This window comes from Paenarthrobacter sp. RAF54_2 (genome assembly GCF_052113945.1).
In the GTDB taxonomy this organism is placed as follows: domain Bacteria; phylum Actinomycetota; class Actinomycetes; order Actinomycetales; family Micrococcaceae; genus Arthrobacter.
Map to the genome: position 1 here is coordinate 89,363 of NZ_JBFRDV010000015.1, position 20,252 is coordinate 109,614.

Annotated in this window: 18 protein-coding genes; 6 read left to right on the forward strand and 12 right to left on the reverse strand. The window is 60.5% G+C overall.

Annotation, left to right across the window (positions count from 1 at the left end; translation table 11 throughout):
• The first annotated feature begins 69 nt into the window (after positions 1–69).
• Positions 70–1,521: an SDR family NAD(P)-dependent oxidoreductase gene (locus AB4Y87_RS16285; protein WP_442005355.1), complete on the forward strand. Its 1,452-nt coding sequence runs from the start codon at positions 70–72 to the stop codon at positions 1,519–1,521.
• A 78-nt stretch (positions 1,522–1,599) separates the two neighbouring features.
• Here AB4Y87_RS16285 and AB4Y87_RS16290 read toward each other — a convergent pair whose 3' ends face one another.
• The 3 genes from AB4Y87_RS16290 to AB4Y87_RS16300 form a co-directional block, all read right to left on the reverse strand.
• On the reverse strand, positions 1,600–2,451 hold the full coding sequence (locus tag AB4Y87_RS16290) for a transglutaminase family protein (protein ID WP_442005356.1): 852 nt from the start codon (positions 2,449–2,451) through the stop codon (positions 1,600–1,602).
• Complete coding sequence (locus tag AB4Y87_RS16295; protein ID WP_216925742.1) at positions 2,448–3,374, reverse strand: alpha-E domain-containing protein; 927 nt, start codon at positions 3,372–3,374, stop codon at positions 2,448–2,450. Before AB4Y87_RS16295 ends, AB4Y87_RS16290 begins: the two co-directional genes overlap by 4 nt.
• An 82-nt stretch (positions 3,375–3,456) precedes the next feature.
• Positions 3,457–5,013 (reverse strand): circularly permuted type 2 ATP-grasp protein, encoded by a 1,557-nt coding sequence (locus AB4Y87_RS16300; RefSeq protein ID WP_442005357.1) that lies wholly within the window; start codon positions 5,011–5,013, stop codon positions 3,457–3,459.
• Positions 5,014–5,124: 111 nt separating this feature from the next.
• Here AB4Y87_RS16300 and AB4Y87_RS16305 point away from each other — a divergent pair, with 111 nt between their 5' ends.
• Both AB4Y87_RS16305 and pepN read left to right on the forward strand, forming a co-directional pair.
• Entirely contained in the window at positions 5,125–6,189 is a 1,065-nt protein-coding gene (locus tag AB4Y87_RS16305) for a YeiH family protein (RefSeq protein WP_442005358.1), read from the forward strand.
• A 4-nt stretch (positions 6,190–6,193) separates the two neighbouring features.
• The gene (gene pepN, locus AB4Y87_RS16310; RefSeq protein WP_442005359.1) at positions 6,194–8,797 is read left to right on the forward strand and encodes an aminopeptidase N; all 2,604 of its coding nucleotides are present in this window, start codon (positions 6,194–6,196) and stop codon (positions 8,795–8,797) included.
• Here the strand turns inward: pepN and AB4Y87_RS16315 are convergent.
• The 5 genes from AB4Y87_RS16315 to AB4Y87_RS16335 form a co-directional block, all read right to left on the reverse strand.
• The gene (locus AB4Y87_RS16315) at positions 8,794–9,903 is read right to left on the reverse strand and encodes a lipoyl protein ligase domain-containing protein (RefSeq protein WP_442005360.1); all 1,110 of its coding nucleotides are present in this window, start codon (positions 9,901–9,903) and stop codon (positions 8,794–8,796) included. The genes pepN and AB4Y87_RS16315 overlap by 4 nt on opposite strands.
• A gap of 88 nt (positions 9,904–9,991) precedes the next feature.
• Positions 9,992–10,249: a type B 50S ribosomal protein L31 gene (locus AB4Y87_RS16320; protein WP_216925747.1), complete on the reverse strand. Its 258-nt coding sequence runs from the start codon at positions 10,247–10,249 to the stop codon at positions 9,992–9,994.
• Positions 10,250–10,391: 142 nt separating this feature from the next.
• On the reverse strand, positions 10,392–11,201 hold the full coding sequence (locus tag AB4Y87_RS16325; protein ID WP_442005361.1) for a TrmH family RNA methyltransferase: 810 nt from the start codon (positions 11,199–11,201) through the stop codon (positions 10,392–10,394).
• A gap of 7 nt (positions 11,202–11,208) precedes the next feature.
• Positions 11,209–11,994 (reverse strand): sulfite exporter TauE/SafE family protein, encoded by a 786-nt coding sequence (locus tag AB4Y87_RS16330; protein ID WP_442005362.1) that lies wholly within the window; start codon positions 11,992–11,994, stop codon positions 11,209–11,211.
• Between the two features lie 18 nt (positions 11,995–12,012).
• A complete protein-coding gene (locus tag AB4Y87_RS16335) occupies positions 12,013–12,798 on the reverse strand; it encodes an ABC transporter ATP-binding protein (RefSeq protein ID WP_442005363.1) in 786 nt (261 codons plus the stop codon).
• A gap of 111 nt (positions 12,799–12,909) precedes the next feature.
• Between AB4Y87_RS16335 and serB the strand changes: the two genes are divergently transcribed.
• Positions 12,910–13,803 carry a phosphoserine phosphatase SerB gene (serB, locus tag AB4Y87_RS16340; protein ID WP_442005364.1) on the forward strand — a complete coding sequence of 298 codons (894 nt, stop codon included), beginning with the start codon at positions 12,910–12,912 and terminating at the stop codon, positions 13,801–13,803.
• Positions 13,804–13,814: 11 nt separating this feature from the next.
• On the opposite strand, the gene AB4Y87_RS16345 is transcribed toward serB, so the two are convergent.
• Positions 13,815–15,365 carry a SpaH/EbpB family LPXTG-anchored major pilin gene (locus AB4Y87_RS16345; protein ID WP_442005365.1) on the reverse strand — a complete coding sequence of 517 codons (1,551 nt, stop codon included), beginning with the start codon at positions 15,363–15,365 and terminating at the stop codon, positions 13,815–13,817.
• A 191-nt stretch (positions 15,366–15,556) separates the two neighbouring features.
• On the opposite strand from AB4Y87_RS16345, the gene AB4Y87_RS16350 reads away from it, so the two are divergent.
• Positions 15,557–16,006, forward strand: a complete 450-nt coding sequence (locus tag AB4Y87_RS16350; RefSeq protein WP_442005366.1) for a hypothetical protein — start codon at positions 15,557–15,559, stop codon at positions 16,004–16,006.
• Between the two features lie 328 nt (positions 16,007–16,334).
• Entirely contained in the window at positions 16,335–16,703 is a 369-nt protein-coding gene (locus AB4Y87_RS16355; protein ID WP_442005367.1) for a hypothetical protein, read from the forward strand.
• Positions 16,704–16,783: 80 nt separating this feature from the next.
• On the opposite strand, the gene AB4Y87_RS16360 is transcribed toward AB4Y87_RS16355, so the two are convergent.
• The 3 genes from AB4Y87_RS16360 to fabG all read right to left on the reverse strand — a co-directional run bounded on the left by AB4Y87_RS16360 (position 16,784) and on the right by fabG (position 20,181).
• On the reverse strand, positions 16,784–18,286 hold the full coding sequence (locus tag AB4Y87_RS16360; RefSeq protein ID WP_442005368.1) for a sugar ABC transporter ATP-binding protein: 1,503 nt from the start codon (positions 18,284–18,286) through the stop codon (positions 16,784–16,786).
• Positions 18,287–18,576: 290 nt separating this feature from the next.
• The gene (locus tag AB4Y87_RS16365) at positions 18,577–19,329 is read right to left on the reverse strand and encodes an SDR family oxidoreductase (protein ID WP_442005369.1); all 753 of its coding nucleotides are present in this window, start codon (positions 19,327–19,329) and stop codon (positions 18,577–18,579) included.
• A 126-nt stretch (positions 19,330–19,455) separates the two neighbouring features.
• Complete coding sequence (gene fabG, locus AB4Y87_RS16370; protein WP_442005370.1) at positions 19,456–20,181, reverse strand: 3-oxoacyl-ACP reductase FabG; 726 nt, start codon at positions 20,179–20,181, stop codon at positions 19,456–19,458.
• Positions 20,182–20,252: the final 71 nt, after the last annotated feature.

Sequence of the window (20,252 nt, forward strand, 5' to 3'; positions counted from 1 at the left end):
CTTCATCACCGGTTGCGCTGGTAGAACCCGAGGCAGGCCCCAGGCTCCCAAGGCTGTAAAATCAGGTCAATGAGCTCCACCGATCTGACGCCTGAAGAGATCCAGGCCTGCCTCAAGGTTCTGACCACAATCCACGTCTATGACGAGGAGCACCCGGACTACGTCGCGGTCCGCCGCGCAACGGGCAAAATGTTCAAAGCCGTCAAGCGGCACCGCCGCGTCACCAAGCGGGATCTGATCGCGGAAGCGGACCGTGCAGTCATTGCCCTCACGGCAACAGCTGCACCGGACCGCATTGACGACGAAACCCGTGGCAACAAGCTCGCTCCTTCAGCGACCGGCGAGGTCGCGGGCCACTTGATCCGTTCGCGTCCCTGCTACATCTGCAAGCAGCACTACACGCAGGTGGATGCGTTTTACCACCAGCTGTGCCCCGAGTGCGCTGCATTCAGCCATAGCAAACGCGATGCCCGCACAGACCTCACGGGTCGCAATGCCTTGTTGACCGGTGGCCGCGCCAAGATTGGTATGTACATTGCGCTCCGCCTGCTCAGGGATGGTGCCCACACCACCATCACAACGCGCTTCCCCAAAGACGCGGCACGTCGGTTTGCGGCCATGGAAGACAGCGCGGATTGGCTGCACCGCTTGCGGATCGTTGGCATTGACCTCCGTGATCCCGCCCAGGTGATGGCCCTGACGGACTCCCTGAACAAGGCCGGTCCGCTGGACATCATCATCAACAATGCCGCGCAAACCGTGCGGCGGACCGGTAACGCCTACAAACCCTTGGTTGACGCCGAGGACGAGCCCTTGCCGGCGGTATTGGAGGCTTCCAACGGAGGGCCCGAGCTTGTCACGTTCGGCCACGCCCATGACAAGCATCCACTGGCCCTGGCCAGCAGCGTCACCGAGCATCCTGTCCTGGCCGGAGACGCGATCACTTCCCTGGCGCTCTCTACCGGCTCGGCGTCTTTGGCCCGGATTGAATCCGGAACGGCTATCGATGCCGGCGGGCTGGTGCCGGACCTCGCCACCATCAACAGCTGGACGCAAGTAGTGGACGAAGTGGATCCGCTCGAAATGCTCGAAGTGCAGCTGTGCAACGTCACAGCTCCGTTCCTGCTGGTCAGCCGCCTCCGCGATGCCATGAAACGCTCAACGGCGAGGCGAAAGTACATCGTGAACGTGTCGGCCATGGAAGGGCAGTTCTCCCGTGCCTACAAGGGGCCGGGACATCCTCACACCAACATGGCCAAAGCTGCCTTGAACATGATGACACGAACCAGTGCCCAGGAAATGTTGGATTCCGATGGCATCCTCATGACTGCCGTGGACACCGGTTGGATCACTGATGAACGTCCTCATTACACCAAGGTGCGGCTCATGGAAGAAGGATTCCACGCGCCCTTGGACCTGGTGGACGGTGCTGCCCGCGTATATGACCCCATCGTGATGGGCGAGAACGGCGAGGACCAGTACGGAGTGTTCCTCAAGGACTACAAGCCCTCCCCCTGGTAGATCAAAAAATCCTCGAGTTTGTGTAGAGATATGGCCCCCAAGAGCGCTTCTTGGGGGCCATATCTGTTCATTAACTGCTTATGCGAGGCGGGTGATCTCCACGGAAACGGATAGCCCCGAACCTCCGCCGCCGGACAAAATACCTTTCAGCGGCGGAACATCCCGGTAGTCCCGTCCCCTCGCCACGGTCACGTGGTAGTCGCCGGCAGGCTTATGGTTGGTGGGATCCCAGCTGCGCCATTCGCCGTCCCACCACTCCAGCCACGCGTGGGACTGCCCGGCAACCGTTTCGCCGATGTCAGCGGACGATCGCGGATGGATGTATCCGGAAACGTAGCGCGCTGGAATGCCCCGGCTACGCAATGCACCAATGGCCAAATGGGCGAGGTCCTGACAGACACCCTGGCGTTGCGTCCACGCCTGTTCGGCATTCGTCGTGACACCGGTGGTGCCCTTCATGTACGTCATCTCGCCGGCCATCCACGAAAAGACCGCCAACGCGGCCTCATGGGGGTTCTTACCGTCGACCACCCCTGGAATGATGCCGAGGACTTCCTCACCCGGACCGCTCAGGCGGGACTGGGGCAGCCAATCGCTGAAATCGTCCTGGACCTTCTCCGAGGCAATAACGTCCCAGCCCACGATGTCGTCCTCGGTTGCCACTCGCTCGGTCCGGTGCACTTCCACCGTGGCCGTTGCAAGGACTTCGAGGCTCTCGTGGGGCATCTGCATATCGAAGGCAGTGACGCGCGTGCCCCAGTAGTCGCGGTAGGTGCTGACCGAGGCCTGGTTGGGTGAAACCTTCAGCGAGGATTCCAGGACCACCTGCTGGCCGTCCGTCAGTGGAGTCATCCGCGCCTCGTTGTAGGACAACGTCACGCGTCGGTTGTATTTGTAGGCCGTCTTGTGGACGATGCTCAGCCGGGTCATGAAACTTCTCCCACCCAGGCGTGCTCATCAGCCTGATTGAAGTACTTACGGGAAATCGCGTCCGAAGCCTGGGTTACAGCCTTCTGCACACGTTCCATATGCTCGGGCAGTTCGGACATCAGGTCATCCGTCCGGTGGAACTCAAGGAACGTTCTGGCCTGCCCGACAATCCGACGCGCATCATTGATGAAGCCGACCCGCTGTGCTGAAGGATCCAGCTTTGCCAGGCACTCGTCCGCGTCGCGCAGGGCGTAGACGATCGAGCGCGGGAACAAACGGTCCAGAAGGAGGAACTCGGCTGCGTGCTGGTCGCCAAATGCGGCCCTCCGGGTCCGGATGAAAGACTCATAGGCTCCGGCGCAGCGCAGCATGTTCACCCACGACATTCCCGCGGACTGCACATCCCGCGTAGACAGCATGCGCGCTGTCATGTCGGCACGCTCAAGGGAACGCCCGAGCACCATGAACAGCCAGCTCTCGTCATGGCTGACGGTGGTGTCCGCCAGCCCGCGCACCATGGCGGTCCGCTCAAGGACCCAGTTGCAGAAACGGTAGGTTCCCACGACGTCTTTGCGATGCTGGCTGAGGCCGTAATACGTAGTGTTGAGGCTTTCCCAGAGCGACTGCGAGACGGTCTCCCGCGCCCTGCGTGCGTTCTCACGTGCGGCGCCAAGCGAGCCCGCGATGGAGGATGCGCTCTGCTTGTCATAGGCAAGTGCGTGCAGCAACTCCGGCAGGCCGAAGTCTTCGCTTTGTGGTTTTGCGCCCATCACGGCGAGGAGTTCGCGGGCCACACTGCGTTGCTCTTCAAGGGGCAGGTGGTTCAGGCGCTCCAGGTGCACATCCAGGATCCTGGCAGTGCCGTCGGCCCGCTCTACGTAGCGTCCGATCCAGAAAAGTGACTCGGCAATACGGCTCAGCATGAAACTGCGCCTCCTTCGCGTGGTGCTTGTCGAAGTTCAGGGTTTGATCGAGAAGGGATTCTGCTGAGGCCTGCGATCCGGCTCACTGCTGCTGCTCCGTTTGGCGGTCCCGCCAATTGCTTTCCACGGGCCACACAGAAACCTGCTCGCGCACCGTCACGGACTGGCGCGGAATGATCTCGGCAGGCATTTGTGGCGAATTGGCCAACACCCAGGTGTCTTTGGAACCACCGCCCTGGCTGGAATTCACAATCAGGGAACCTTCCTTGAGCGCCACACGCGTCAGGCCGCCGGGAAGGACCCAGACGTCGTCGCCGTCGTTGACCGCAAAGGGGCGGAGGTCCACGTGCCGCGGCCCGAATTTGTCTCCGGAGAGCGTGGGAACAGTGGAGAGCTGAAGAACGGGCTGTGCGATCCAGCCGCGCGGATCTGCAATCACGCGCTTCCGCAAAGCGTCAAGCTCTTCCTTGGAAGCATCCGGACCGATGACCAGGCCCTTGCCGCCCGAACCATCGACGGGCTTGACCACAAGCTCCTCCAAGCGGTCCAGAACATGTTCCCTGGCTTCCTTTTCTTCAAGCCGGAAAGTGTCGACGTTGGCGATGATTGGCTCTTCGTGAAGGTAGTACCGGATCAGGTCAGGCACGTAACTGTACACGAGCTTGTCGTCGGCTACGCCGTTGCCAACGGCGTTGGCGATGGTGACGCCACCAGCGCGGGCGGCGTTGACCAGGCCAGGGCAACCAAGCATGGAATCGGAACGGAACTGCAGGGGATCCAGGAAGTCGTCGTCGATGCGCTTATAGATGACGTCCACACGCTGTTCGCCGGCTGTGGTCCGCATGTACACACGGTTGCCGCGGCAGATCAGGTCCCGGCCTTCCACCAATTCCACGCCCATGAGTCCGGCAAGCAGGGTGTGCTCAAAATAAGCGCTGTTGAACACGCCAGGCGTGAGGACCACAACCGTGGGATCGTCGACGCCGGCCGGTGCGGTCTTGCGCAGCGCTGAGAGAAGCCTGCGGGGGTACTCCTCCACCGGCCGGATGTGTTGTTGGCCAAATGCCTCGGGCAGGCCCTTTGCCATGGCACGGCGGTTCTCCAGTACGTAACTCACGCCGGAGGGGACCCGGACGTTGTCCTCGAGGACACGGAAGGTGCCTTCGGCATCACGGACGACGTCGATGCCTGAGACGTGGACGCGAACACCACCGGAAGGCTCGAAGCCGTGAACCGCACGGTGGAAATGGGCGCTTGTGGTGACGAGTTGCCGGGGAATGACGCCATCAGCCACCACGGCCATCCGGCCGTACACATCGTTGAGGAACGCTTCAAGGGCCTTGACCCGCTGCGCCACGCCGCGCTCAAGGACGTCCCACTCATCGGCGGGGATAACGCGCGGGACGATATCCAGCGGGAATGGCCGCTCCTCCCCCGCGTAGTCGAACGTCACACCGCGGTCCAGGAACGTACGTGCCATGGAATCGGCGCGGGCGGTGACATCGGCCAGGGAAAGTTCGCGCAGTGCACCGGAGACCTGACCGTAGGATTTTCTGGCGACGTGGCCGGGAGCGAACATCTCGTCGTAGGCACCGCTGCGCGCAGCGGCCTCGGAATAATCCTGAAATAGGTCAGACATGGGAATTAGACAATCACCTTTTTGAGTCAAGCGCATTTCGCACTGATTGTGTCGCGGTTTCCGGAGACTCCCGGTTCGCCTTTCGGTGCCCCCATCCGGCAGGGTTGAGGCATGCCCTTGAACAGTCTTGCGCCCCACCTGTCCCGGCTGGGGCCGGGTTTGGTCCTGAGTATTGCCGCAACGGGGCTCGCCTTTACCGTCCACACGGTATTTCCGGCATTGGGGGTCATTCCCGTCATGACGCTTGCTGTTGCACTGGGTCTGCTCTCTGCAAATATACCGGGCACTGCTGTCTGGGCGGCGGGGCGCGCCCGGCCAGGCCTGGACTTCGCCGGGAAGCACCTCATGCGTGCCGGAATCGTCCTGCTTGGACTCAAGGTGAGCATGGGCGACGTCCTGGGATTGGGGTGGTTGTCACTGCTTCTGATTGCGGCCGTTGTAGTACTGAGTTTCGCCGGGACATATGGACTCGCGAAGATCCTGCGCCTTCCGGACGAGGTGGCCCTTCTGATCGCCACAGGGTTTTCCATTTGTGGTGCGTCTGCCATCGGTGCCATGGCAGCGGTACGGCGGGTCAAGCATCAGGACACTGTTCTTCCCGTGGCGCTGGTGACATTGTGCGGCACTCTGGCCATTGGAGTGCTCCCCCTCCTCATGCACCCCCTGGGCTTGAACCCGGAACAATTCGGAGCCTGGACCGGCGCATCAGTGCATGATGTCGGTCAAGTGGTTGCCACCGCCCAAACTGCGGGGACAGCGGCGCTGGCTGTCGCCGTCGTCGTTAAATTGACGCGAGTGGTGCTTCTTGCGCCCATCGCGGCGGCGGCAGGGCTCCACCAGCGGGTGATGCACGTCCGGCGGCGGTCCAATGGGGTACCAGGTCCATCAGGACAGCACGACGGCGACGGCAGGTTCCCGCCGATAGTCCCGCTGTTTGTCCTCGGCTTCATCGCGATGGTGGGCGTCCGAACCTTGGGGTGGGCGCCACCGGCAGCTCTGGAAGCCGCCGCTGGAGTACAGGACATCCTGCTTGCGACCGCCCTGTTTGGGCTCGGTTCCGCCGTGCGGGTGCGCACCCTGGTTCATACCGGTGGCCGTGCCGTTGCTGTTGCACTGGGATCGTGGCTGCTGATCGCAACGCTGGGCCTGGGCGCCGTATGGATCATGATTAGATAGCTGTGTGTCGAATCACAATCTCTCGCGCGACGAAGCCGCTACACGTTCAGCCCTGATCACCACCCACAGCTACGACGTCACCCTCGATGTCCGCGACGCGGCAGATCCCGCAAGCGCCGGCTACACGAGCACCAGCACCATCAGGTTTTCAGCCAAGCCCAGTTCAGCTACCTTCCTGGATTTCATCAGTGGCGGAGTGAAGTCCGTGGTCCTGAACGGCAGGGAGCTTGATGTTGACCGTGCCGTGGACCGGGACAGAATCATCCTGGAAGGCCTCGCCACCGAAAACACCGTCACTGTGACCGGGACAGCGCTCTACAGCCGCTCCGGAGAGGGCATGCACCGTTTTGTCGACCCCGCCGATGGCCAGTGCTACCTCTACACCCAGTACGAACCGGCCGACAGCCGCCGCGTCTTCGCCAACTTCGAGCAGCCCGATCTCAAAGCCGAATTCACTTTCCACGTGATCGCTCCGGCAGGCTGGGAAGTCGCCTCCAATGGCGTGGAGACCGCCCGAACGCCTCTAGCGGATGATGCGGCAGCATGCTGCTGGGACTTTGCCACCACCAAGCGGATGTCCACCTACATCACCACGATCCTCGCCGGGCCCTACTTCAAGGCGACGGATCATTGGGGAGCAACTCTCGACGACGGCACCCGCCTTGACGTGCCACTGGCCCTTTACTGCCGCGCGTCTTTGGCGGAGTCGTTCGATGCCGATGAACTCTTCCGGCTGACCAAGAGCGGGCTGGCGTTCTTCAACGAACTTTTCGACTACCCCTATCCTTGGGGCAAATACGATCAGGCGTTCGTGCCCGAGTACAACCTCGGCGCCATGGAAAACCCCGGGCTGGTCACCTTCACCGAGAAGTATGTCTACGCTTCGCGGGCAACGGACGCCCAGTACCAGGCCCGTGCCAACACACTGATGCACGAGATGGCCCACATGTGGTTCGGCGACCTCGTCACCATGACCTGGTGGGATGACCTCTGGCTGAAGGAATCCTTTGCCGACTACATGGGGACCCTCGGCGTGGACCGTGCCACTGACTGGGATACCGCATGGGTGAATTTCGCCAGTAAACGCAAAGCCTGGGCCTATGTACAGGACCAGCTGCCTACCACGCACCCCATCGTTGCCGACATTCCGGACCTCGAGGCGGCCAAGCAGAACTTTGATGGAATCACGTATGCCAAAGGGGCCTCTGTTCTGAAGCAGCTGGTGTCTTACGTAGGCTTTGACGACTTTATTGCCGGGTCCCGTCAGTACTTCCGGGACCACGAGTTCGGCAACACCTCCTTACAGGACCTTCTGCAGGCGCTCAGCGTCGCGTCGGGAAGGGACCTTGCCGGCTGGGCACGCCAGTGGCTGCAGACGTCGGGCATTTCCACCATCACGGCGGACATCGTTGATGACAACGGGATCATGGGCACCGTGACGCTCCAACAGGATGCAACCGACCCCCTGACCGGCAGGCAGGAGTTGCGGCCCCACCGACTCCGATTGGGCCTGTATGACCCCGATTCCTCCGGCCACCTCGTCCGGCGAGAGAGCATCGAGCTGGACGTCTCTGGCCCGAGCACGCTGGTGGCCGAACTGGCAGGGAAGCCCCGGCCCGCCCTGCTGCTGGTCAACGATGAGGACCTCAGTTACGCCAAGGTGCGGCTGGACGTCATTTCGGAGCACACGGTCCGCAGTTCCCTGGGCACCATCCAGGACCCCATGGCACGTGCGCTGTGCTGGACCGCCCTGTGGGATTCGGCTCGGGATGGCGCTACGCCAGCGGTTCGGTACGTGGCCGCCGTCGAACAATTCGCAGCCACCGAAACCGGCATCGGCGTCCTCCTGAACGTGCTGGGCAATGCGGCCACCGCTATTGAACGTTATGTCCCCCCTGTCATGCGGGAAGGCGCGCGTAAGGACTTCCTGGCAGTCGCCGCCGCCCAATTGCAATGCGCAGCCCCTGGATCCGACCACCAGCTTGCGTGGGCCAGAACCCTGGCCGATGTTTCCAGGCACGGCGACAGCGAGCTCCCCCTGCTGCGCGGCGTCCTGGAAGGCGGCACCGTTATTGAGGGCCTGGCCGTTGATGCTGAACTGCGCTGGAGTTTCTGGCAGGCCCTCGCCGCCCATGGACAAGCCACGCAGCGCGAGCTGGACGCTGAACTTGAGGCGGACAAGACGGCCTCCGGCCGTGAAGGCCACGCAGTGGCCTCGTCAGCCCGCCCTGCCCCCTCCGTAAAGGCTGCAGCATGGGACGCAGCGGTCAACACCACCGGCCTGTCCAACGAGATCCTCAGTGCAACAATCACGGGTTTCACCATTGCGCCCAGAGACCTCCTGGAGCCATACATCGAGCCCTACTTTGAATGCCTGGAACGTGTCTGGGCTGAGCGCAGTATCGAGATCGCAGGCAGGATCGTCAGGGGTCTCTACCCCGGCGCCCAGGATTTTTCCGCCGGGATGGAGCCGATCACGCATCCAGTGCTGGTGAAGACTGACCGGTGGCTGCATGAGCATGCCGATGCACCCCGCGCTTTGCGCCGCATCATCATCGAACAGCGCAGCCACCTGCTACGGGCGCTGACGGCGCAGGCCGCCGGTTAGGGAACCCTGTACAACCACTCCTCTGTGCCGAACTTCGTTTCCACCCGCTTCCTGGCCTCCGAAAGTTCGTCGTCCGACACGCGGGACTCAACTGCACCGTAGCGTTCCGTAAAGACTTCCTGCATTGCATGGATGATAGCGGCGCGGGCCAAGCCGGTCTGCCGGCGCAATGGATCCACTCGCTTCTTGGCGCTTCGCGTGCCTTTGTCTGAGAGCTTCTCCTTGCCGATGCGCAGGACCTCCACCATCTTGTCAGCGTCGATGTCATAGCTCATGGTCACGTGGTGCAGCATGCCTCCATTGGCGAGCCGTTTCTGGGCCGCGCCACCGATCTTGCCTTGCTCAGTGGCGATGTCATTGAGGGGAACATAGAAAGCCGTGATGCCAAGCTTCTCCAGCGCCGCCATGACCCATGCGTCAAGGAAGGCGTAGGAATCAGCGAAACTGATGCCGTCCACCAACGTCTGCGGCACGTAGAGGGAGTAGGTGATGCAGTTGCCGGCTTCCATGAACATTGCACCGCCACCACTGATCCGGCGGACTACCGTGATGCCGTGCCTGGACACGCCTTCAGGATCGACTTCGTTGCGAACGGACTGGAAACTCCCGATCACCACTGAAGGTTCCTCCCAGTCCCAGAACCGCAGGGTGGGATTTCGCAGTCCCGCGCCGACTGCTTCCGTGAGGACCTCATCGAGTGCGACGTTAACCTCGGTGGGCAGGACCGTAGGCGGGATAATTTCCCATTGGTGATCGGACCAGCCTGTGGCTTTGGACAGCGCACGGCGGACGGTCACTGCCACGGCCTCCGCCGAGAATCCAAAAAGCACGGACCCTGGGGGCAACCCGGCTGAGACAGCTGCAGTGATGTCTGCAGCCGACGTCGTCGAAGGCAGGCCCGTCAGCGCCGCATTGATGTCCTGCAGGGCTTCGTCCGGCTCCAGGAAGAAGTCGCCACTCAGTGAAACGTTGGCCAAGAGGCCGCCTTGGACGTCCAGATCCACCACCACGAGTTTGCCGCCGGGAACTTTATACTCCCCGTGAAGGCGAGTGGCGCCGTCGTCAATGTAGTTAGTGGGCTTTTCGGGTACGGGCTGGGACGTCATGCGTTCCATCTTGCCGGAAAACAAAAAAGCCCGCATTGCTGGAAATTCCAGCGATGCGGGCTTTCGAAAAGCCTTGGGGTGAAGTGGGTTACTTCGTGCCGCCGAAGCCCTTGAAGCGAGCGTTGAAGCGCTCGACGCGGCCAGCGGAGTCCATGATGCGCTGCTTGCCCGTGTAGAACGGGTGGGACTCCGAAGAGATTTCGACGTCGATAACCGGGTAGGTGTTTCCGTCTTCCCATTCGATGGTCTTCGAGGAAGACACAGTCGACTTGGTCAGGAACTTCGTGCCGGAAGCCAGGTCGTTGAAAACAACAGCTTCGTACTTCGGGTGGATATCAGACTTCATAATGGGACCTTTTGTTCACGCAACTGGATTTTGCCAGCTGCCAGGTATGAATGGAGGTGGTCCGCCTGCTGCCATGTAGAAATTCCAGCGGCCGGGCCAACAATCAATCATAGCCGAAACCAGCCGGGCGCACGAACCAGGCTCAGTCCTGCGGGCGAAGCTCCCAGAACGCCACCGCCGAGGCGGATGCGACGTTCAGTGAATCGACTCCGGCGCGCATCGGAATCTTGACGGCGAGGTCGACGGCGGCAAGCGTCTCTGCGCTCATTCCGGCACCTTCCGTGCCAAGTACCAGAGCGAGTTTGGGGATGTTGCGGGCAGCGAGTTCGTCAAGGTCAACAGCGTCTTCGGTCAATTCCATAGCGACAACTGTGAAGCCCTGTTCCTTGAGCCTTTCGAGGTCGCCGGGCCAGCTTTCCAGACGTGCCCAGGGAACCTGGAAGACCGTTCCCATACTGACCCGGACGCTCCGGCGATACAGCGGGTCCCCGCAGCGCGGCGAAACAAGCACGGCGTCCATTCCCAAGGCGGCAGCTGAACGGAAGATGGCGCCGACGTTCGTGTGGTCCACGATGTCTTCCAGTACGGCAATCCGGCGGGCACCGGCCAGCAGCTCCGTGAGCGGCACCGGTTCCGGACGGTGCATGGCTGCCATCGCTCCGCGGTGCAGGTGGAATCCCGTGATTTCTTCCAGCAGCTTGGCCTTGCCGATGAAGACCGGAACGTCGGGATAGGCCCGGAAAACGTCGTCGAGGTCTTCCAGCCACTTCTCAGCCAGGAAGAAGGAACGTGGCTGATGACCTGCTGCCAGCGCCCGACGAAGAACCTTGGAGGATTCGGCGATGTACATGCCTTCCTTAGGCTCGCGGAGCTTGCGAAGGTGCACATCGGTCAGGGTGGTGTAGTCGGTCACGCGGGGATCATCCGCGGACTCAAGGTAGTGGAACGTCACCGGGTGATTATTTCAGCAGGTTGGCGATCATGACGACGAGGGCCACGATGCCAAGGGTGAAGATAATCGCACGCAAAACGCGCGGGGAAAGCTTGCGGCCAACCTTGGATCCAACCAGGCCTCCAATGGTTGAGCTCACGCCGATAAGCAGGACCACGAGCCAGTTAATGCGATCGAAGGCAAAGATCAGGTAGGACACAGCGGCCACCATGTTAACGCCGAGCACGAGGATGTTCTTCATGGCGTTGGCGTTCTGCATGGTCCCAGTGAGGAACACGCCCAATATTCCTACGAGCAAAATCCCTTGGGCCGCTACGAAGTAGCCGCCGTATACCCCGGCGAGGTAAACCAGGACCACGAGGAGGATGCCGTGGCTCCGGTCCCTGAGGGCATGCTCCGGGTTCTCTTCACGGTTTCGCACTGAGGCCTGGAGTCGAGGCTGGAACACCACCATCAGCAGCGCCAGTACCAACAGGACGGGGGCGACGTAATGGAACACCTTGTCCGGAAGGTGCAGCAACAACCATGCGCCAGTGATGCCGCCCAGAAGTGAAGCCGGCAGCAGCTTCAGCAACTGCCTGCCGCGGCCCGCGAGTTCCTGGCGATATCCCCATGCTCCGGCCGCAGTTCCGGCCACCAGGCCCATGGCGTTGCTCATGGAGGCAACCACCGGGGTTACGCCCAGCGCAATGAGCACTGGAAAAGTCACGAGGGTGCCGGAGCCGACTACCGCATTAATGGTGCCGGCCCACAAGCCCGCGAAAAAGACCAGGACGCTGCTAAGAATCTCCACAGTTGACGAAGAGTTCGCCTAGCGGCGTGCAGTTGCGGTGTAGCGGCCGGCGTTTTCCGTGACGTCCAGGGCAAGGCCGAAGGTGTTGCTCAGGTGTTCGTCCGTGAGAACGTCCTTGATGGCACCAGCTGCCACTACTCCACCTTCGCGCAGCAGCATTGCGTGGGTGAATCCCGGGGGAACTTCTTCGAGGTGGTGGGTAACCAGGACCGTCGCCGGAGCCGCCTCGTCCTTGGCCAGTTCACCAAGTTTGTGCACGAGCTCTTCGCGCCCCCCGAGGTCCAGTCCGGCCGCCGGTTCATCCAGGAGCAGGAGTTCGGGATCGGTCATGAGTGCGCGCGCGATCTGCACCCGCTTCCGCTCACCTTCGGAGAGAGTGGCAAACGTGCGGTTGAGCAGCGGGCCCATCCCCCAGTCGTTCAGAAGGCCAAAGGCGCGACGCTCGTCGTCGCGCTCGTATCCTTCACGCCAGCGGCCCGTGACGCCATAGGCCGCGGTAACTACGACATTGAGGACGTTCTCGTGTTCCGGAATCTGGGTAGCGAGTGCTGCCGAGGAAAGGCCAATCCGCGGGCGCAGTTCAAAGACGTCCACCCGGCCCAGGGTTTCGTCAAGGATCCCTGCCCTTCCGCTGGACGGGTGCATGCGTGCTGCAGCAATCTGGAGAAGTGTGGTTTTGCCTGCGCCGTTGGGGCCAAGAATGACCCAGCGTTCGCCTTCGTTGACCTGCCAGTCAACCTTGTCCAGCAGGGTCTTCTTGCCTCGGACAACGCTGACGGAAGCCAATTCCAGAACATCACTCATAGCAGTAGACACTAGGACAAAAATACAGATGACTGATAACCGGGCATAGGTGCTCGCTGCTGCGGAGAAACGAATTCGGGTGAACCTGGCACGCTCAGTAGGATTGAGGCCATGACTTCGAACTTGGCTGCAGTCAGCTATGGCGTGAATTTGTCCCCTGAATCGCTTGATAACGTGCGCAAAGTGCTGGCTGATGCCGGTGCCGCAGTGTCATCGGAATCACATTCCGGGGACGACCGCTTCGGTGTTCACACGGCCGGTCTCGCCGTTGATGCAATCACACCTGCAGAACTAAGTGCTATTCGACGGCGGGTGGCTGAGGCCGCGAATGCCGGAGTAGATACTGCGATCGTTCCGGAGGCCCTTCGCCAGGCTCCCAGGAAGCTCCTCATCATGGATGTGGATTCCACGCTGATCCAGCAGGAAGTCATCGAGTTGCTTGCGGCGTATGCGGGCAAGCGCGATGAAGTTGCAGCTGTTACCGAAGCGGCCATGCGTGGGGAGCTGGATTTCGCCCAGAGCCTGTACGCCCGCGTTGAGGTGCTCGCAGGGCTGCCTGCCGCCGTCGTCGATTCAGTTCGCGCGGAAGTGCGCCTCAGCCTTGGTGCAGCAGAACTGGTGGCCGCCTTCAAGGAGGCAGGCCACGTGGTGGCTGTTGTTTCAGGCGGCTTTAACCAGATCCTGGGGCCAATCGCTGAAGAACTTGGCCTGGACTACTGGATTGCCAACGAGCTGGAAATCGTCGATGGCGCGTTGACGGGCCGGGTGCTGGGCGACGTGATTGATCGCGCAGCCAAGGAGAAGTACCTGCGTGAGTGGGCGGCCGCTGAGGGAATCGACCTTGAGCACACCATTGCTGTGGGCGACGGCGCCAACGACCTCGACATGCTGGGGACGGCCGGAATTGGCGTTGCCTTCAACGCCAAACCGGCCGTCCGTGCAGCGGCAGACGCCGTCATCAACATGCCGTACCTTGATGCGGTGCGGCACATCGCCAACGTCTGAAGCCCACGTGCTTAGCTGTTCCTACCCGCCCTGCGGTTGCGGACGAACAACAAGCCGGCACCAATGACCAGCAGAGCACCGGCTGCGTAAAGAATGCCGGTTCCCACGCCGCCAGTCAGCGGCAGTTCAAAGCCGTTGTTGGACGGGATGTTCTTCACGCTCAGGTCAATACCGACGGCTGTGGTGGTGGAGTTGATCAGGAAGGACACAGGCTCGGCGAGCAGTTCGTACCCTGTCGGCGCTGTGGTCTCCACCAGGTAGTAGGTGCGGTAGTCCGCGTCCCCAGGGGCAACGGCCACACCGTTGGCCCAATCCGAGTAGCGCAGGCCTGAAATGGTCAACGTTCCATCGCCGGCAACGGTGAAGACGCTTTGGCCTTCAATATCCACGGGGTTGGTGCCTGCCTTGGCATCAGCCTCATTGGTGTAGACCGAGAAAGAAGCGCCGGCCAGGGCGGCAGCATTCTCGTCCACCTTCTGCAACGTCATCCCGCCCCATTTGGTAGCGACAGGCGGCGTTACGATTGGCCCTCCCGGCTGGCCGGGGGTGATGTTGAAGCTCGCAGCGTTCGGGTAGACGAGTGCTTCGTTTTCGATCTCCCCGATGGTGTTGACCTTGGTGCTCACCATGACCTGAACACGGGTTTGGGTGCGGGCTGCCAGCAAGGCACGCCCGTCATCGGTGAAGACCACCGAGACGGTGTTGGTTGTGGCGTCGAAGCCCACAACGTAATCCGTACCTTCGATAAGTGGCGTACCATCCTCCAACTGGGCGGTGGCACCGACGTAGGTCAGTTTGGTGTCGAGCTGATCCACCACCTTGTAACCGTCAATCACGGCCTCGTTCGGGATATCAGCTGTGATCGTCCAATCGACCTGGTCGCCGAGCTTGACGTCGGGAGCATCAGTGACGATCTTCTCCGCACCCGAAACAGAGTTCTTCGGGTACACGTCGACATCGTAGATCCAGTTGTCCTGGTTGTCTGGATCGGTTAGCGGCACCGAGATAAGGAACGGAGCCGATGGGGTGACTCCGGCCGGATAGTTGGTCTCCGTCACCAGATACAGGCCGATCGGCAAGTTAGCGAAGACGGTAGTGCCATCAGCAGCAGTGACCTGGGCCTGGCCAGCACCCAACGTGTATCCAGCGCCTGTGATGGAACCGGACGGGTCAGACGACGCGAAGACGCCGCTGAGGTTGTGTGCCGCGTCCCAGCCCGCATTGGTGGACAGATCAATGGTGTTGACCTGCTGGATCGTGAACTCAATCCCAGCCAGGGGCGTCAGCGCGGTGGTGTCCGGAACGACGCGGGAAAGGTTGTTGCCGCTGCCACCGTTCCCGCTGCCATTACTGCCGCCGCCACCGTGTCCGCCGCCGTTGTTCCCGCCGCCGCCTCCACCGATCGGCTTCTCGAACTTGTGAACGGTGATGGAACCGGTTTGGTCGCTGCCAATCACGGGTGCGGCCGAAGCTGGGGCAACGGAAAATGACACAGTCAGCACCGCCCCGACCAAGGTGGCAGTGGCCGCTCGCCAGTGCCGTGATGCGCGTTGATTTATCACACTTGTCCCTTCGATTGATGGTGCCCCGGGCAGTTGCCCAGGGACCTCCACCATTCGAGTAGCGGGACGACAGGGTTCATGTTGCGCATTTCACAGGGTTTTCAGCGAAACGATTGGCGCTTTCAGGACACTCATCAGATGTGACCCTTGCCGGTGAGCGAACATCGGCTTGCCCATCCGAAGGAGATGCGTTGCCGGAGCATGAAACCCTTTTCAGATCTGTTGTTTCAGCAGATCCTGACGGTGTGCTGAGGAAGCACTTCGCCGCTTGGTGTGCGCGGTTCAAGATCTTTCCAACAGACTTCGGCTTCGCCACCGAAACCGGCCACGTGGTGTACCCGGCTCACGGAGTTATCGAGGCAGATGGAACTGTGTGGTTGTCTACCCTGGCGTCTTTTGATCAATCCGGGATCCGGGGGCACGTGGAAAACCACCAGGGTTTCCGGGACATGCTCGCCAATGCGTCCAAAACGCCTGACAGGGCTCCTGACGGGATAGCCCTTTTGATTCGGCGTACTCCGTATCAAGTGATCTTCCAAAATACGACGGAAGCTGGAGGAGACCACATTATTAACGTCGCTTTCATTAATCGAAAGGCGCTGCACAGAAGCGCCTCGGAAGCCCGGGGTCGCATTTCGTGACGCTAACTTTCGAATAATTTATGCGATTGTCACTAACTGGTTCGCTTCTTGAGACAGTGCGTTCCGTTGGCTTCTTAATGTGTATTGTTGGAAATTCCAAGACGGAGTCGTGATGCATTAGGCGGCCCGGGATTAAGACCAGCAGGGGCAGAAAGTGAATCGTTCGCGGCACGCACGAAGATGGTGGCAACGTCGGGAAAAGCATGTTCCTGCTGAAGTGCATGCCCATGAGGATGAATCACTTCGTAATGCACCGGTGTACCAGCAGCCCGGGGCGGTCTACTTCACACATATCGGTGATGATAAAAAAGAAAAGGAAGAACAAAATATGAGCACGCTTGACGAATCCATAAAGCAGTTGCTGTCCATCGAGGGCGCAACAGGCGCGGCCGTCGTGGACTACTCCAGCGGAATGGCTTTGGCCCAGGGCGGAAGTCCTGGCTTTGACCTGGGAGTGGCCGCTGCCGGTAACTCGAATGTTGTCAGTGCAAAACTCCGCACCATGGCCGACCTGCACGTGGATAGCGATATCGAAGACATCCTCATCACCCTGGGTTCGCAGTACCACCTGATCAACGTTCTTAACTCAGGCGGTTCCAAGGGCCTGTTTGTCTACTTGGTGCTTGACCGCACCTACGCAAACCTTGCATTGGCGCGCCACAAGCTCAACAATCTCGCCAAGGGAATTACTATCTGATCTTCCCCGTAAGAGCGAAAGGGGCGGCCGCGCATTCGCGGTCGCCCCTTTCGGTTTCACGTCAGGAAGGCACACTGCAGTCAACTCTTCACGCGACGGGCTTCCCCACTGCCGGACGTGAACTTCTCCCCCAGCATATGGTGTACCAGGGCGTCTTCGTTGGTATTGGCATTAGCCTCTATGGCTATCATTTCGCCGTTGCGCATCACCCCAATCCGATGGCACCAGCTGACCAGTTCCGACAAATCCGACGACAACAGGATGATCGCGACCCCGGTTCGGCTGAGCTCCTGGAGCATCCTGTACACCGTCTCTTTGGCCCCAACATCTATACCGCGGCTGGGGTGGCTAAGGATCAACACATCGCAGTCGCTCGTCATCCACTTGGCAAGCTGCACCTTCTGGCGATCGCCACCCGAAAGAGTGGTGATGGCGCCATGGATGTTTGTCGTGTTGATGCGCATACGGCGAACCAGTTCGATCACGCCACGAAGCTGAGTGATCTCATCCTGTAAATTGGACCCGGCCGTATCGTCACTGCGCTGAAGGCCTTCAACGATTCCACTTGCCGATTCCAGGGTGTCTGCGGTGTCTGACAAGTAACCGATCTTCAAACGCAGTGCATCCTGCAGCCCTCGGATCTGTACAGGTTTTCCTTGCATGAAAATCTGGCCCGAGGTCCTCGGGTGAATACCCACAAGCGCTTCAAGCAATTGATATATGCCTGAGCGATGTGTTCCCGCCAACCCGAAAATCTCACCTTTGGATACGCTGAAGGAAATATCGCGGATACTGTCTTCCACAGTGAGCTCAACCACCCGCATAGCTTCATCTCCGGGTGCCGGATCAGTGGGTCTGGAGGTGTTGGCCAGCTTGTGCTGAAGCAAGAGGAAAGCGAGCTCGTCGACGTCTGTCCGGCTGGCTTCCAGGATTTTGTGGACCTTGCCGTCCCGCATGACAGCGATGCGGTGGGCTATGGAGCGGACTTCATCAAGGCGATGGGTAATGTAGATGATCGCACGCCCCTGCCCGACGAGCATCCGCAAAACTTGATGCAGGACGGCGACGTCATGATCCGGTAGCGACGCAGCAACTTCGTCCATGATGACGAGTTGGGCTTCTTCGGCCACCATTCTCAGAACTTCCACGAGTGTCTGCTCGGCACGGATCAGCGTGCCCACTTTCACGTCCGGATCCAAGTTGATCCCGATGTCCTTGATGAGTTTAACTGCCTGAATCCGGAGTTCATCATGGGATTTGTCAGCTTGAAAAGTTCCGCGAAAAATGGCCTTGGCGACGGTCAGTTCAGGGTCGAGGCGGAAGTTTTGCGGGATGAGGCCGACGCCGCAAGCCTGGGCTTCCTCCATGGAATCCGGTCCGTATTTCTCGCCAGCCAGCATGATATGCCCGTCATCGTGCTTATGGGATCCTGCCAATACGCCCATGAGAGTGGTTTTGCCCGCACCATTGGTCCCGATTAATCCCAGGATCTCGCCGCGGTGGAGGGAAAGCTCAACGCCCTTGAGGATGCGCCTTTGATCGTAGGACGCATGAATATCATCAGCGTGCAGTAACAGGTCCAAAGATGCTCCTAGTTCACAGTAGTGGGCTCGACCCTGGACACTGCCATAAAGTTCCTACCTTGGCTTAATACAGTTTGCTTGCATTTAGGGACGACGACGCCTTGCAGATTCAATCAGATAGATTCCCCAAATGCAAAAGCGGGAACTTGAAACAACTTTTAGTATTTCGTGTTGCAGGAAACTGAACAATTTATCAAATTTGTCATGGCCCACCTTTGATTGGCATCTGGACGGTTAAACAGTTGTGGCCCGGACGAGTGTCCGGGCCACAACTAATTCTGCCAGGGTGCCTACTCGGCGGATTTGCCGAAGTAGTCTGCTCCACCCACGTATTCGGTGTGGCCGGTTTCGACGTCGGCCGTCACCATCTTGGCGACCTCTGCCGCAAATTCTTCAACGGAATACAACTTGCCTGCTTCTGCGCGGCGGGCCTCGATGGCGCCCGGGTTGGAGCGGTCAAGCAGGGTGGCCGTCACAGTGCCCTCGATCATGTCACCGGAAACAACCACCAGCGAGATGCCTTTGTCGGCAAGGTCGGGCAGGAGTGCGCGCAGTGCGTCCTCACCGGCGCGCTTGCTCTTTGCTACCGGCTCGTATTCAGGCATGGTGGGAACGGTCTCCACGAAATGCGCTTGGTGGCTGGTGACGAAGACGACGCGCGAGCCTTCGCGCATGAGCGGCACAGCCGCATTGAGCATGTTGATCTGGGCGTCGCGGTTTAGCTTGAGGGCGTAGCCCTCCTCCATGCCGGACTCCATGCCACCGGATGCGTTCAGCACCAGCACGTCAAGCGAGCCGAACTGCTCCATTGCGGTGCTGGCAAGAGTGTGAACGCCTTCGTCGGTGGTGAGGTCTGCACCCACGGCCGCAGCGCGGCCGCCCGCTGCCTGGATTTCAGCGACGACCTTGTTGGCGCGCGGTGCCTTCTGACGGTAGTTGACGACCACAGCGGCGCCCTCACCCGCGAGGATCTTGGCGACTTCAGCACCGATGCCACGCGAAGATCCCGTGACGATCGCGGTCTTGTTATCCAGCATTCCCATTCGTGCTCCTTTTGTTCACTTCATCTAAAAATGTGTGGGCCCGGGTTCCATCATGCCAGCGACCGACTCGAACCCCGTTGTCGGCTGGCGACAAAAAACCTGCTGTTTGCCTCGGAGCGGGCCGCTTTAGTGGCCCATGCCGAGACCGCCGTCAACGGGAATCACTGCCCCTGAAATGTAGGCAGCCTCGTCGCTGGCAACCCAACGCACAACATTGGCTACCTCGGAAGCCTCGGCGAAACGGCCTGCCGGCACGTTTGCCAGGTACGACTTCTGGGTTTCCTCGGGAAGTTCTGCCGTCATGTCCGTGTTGATGAATCCCGGAGCAACCACGTTGGCCGTGATCCCCCGACTGCCCAGTTCGCGGGTCAGCGAGCGTGCGATGCCCACCATGCCCGCCTTCGAGGCAGAGTAGTTGATCTGGCCCGGAGCGCCATACAGCCCGGAGACCGATGAGATGAGGACCACGCGGCCTTTGCGGAGACGGATCATGCCCTTGGAAGCACGCTTAATGACGCGGAACGCACCGGTGAGGTTGGTGTCCAGCACGGAGGTGAAGTCGTCCTCACTCATGCGCAGGAGCMGCGTGTCCTTGGTGATGCCGGCGTTGGCAACCAAAACCTCCACCGGGCCGTGCGCTTCTTCTACTGTCTTAAAGGCGGCATCGATCGAGGCTTCGTCAGTGACATCGGCTTTGACTCCCAGGATGCCTTCAGGCAGTTCTGTTTCGCTTCGATAGGTCACTGCCACCTTGTCACCGTTCGCGAGGAAGGACTCGGCAATGGCCAGGCCGATGCCCCTGTTGCCGCCGGTGATGAGGACGCTCCGGCCGGTGGATACTGCTTCAGACATACTTTCGCTCCAGGTTCTGCGGCATGGGTGTGCTGCGGTGAAGAGGGGATTTCCTGCCTCGATCTTATCGG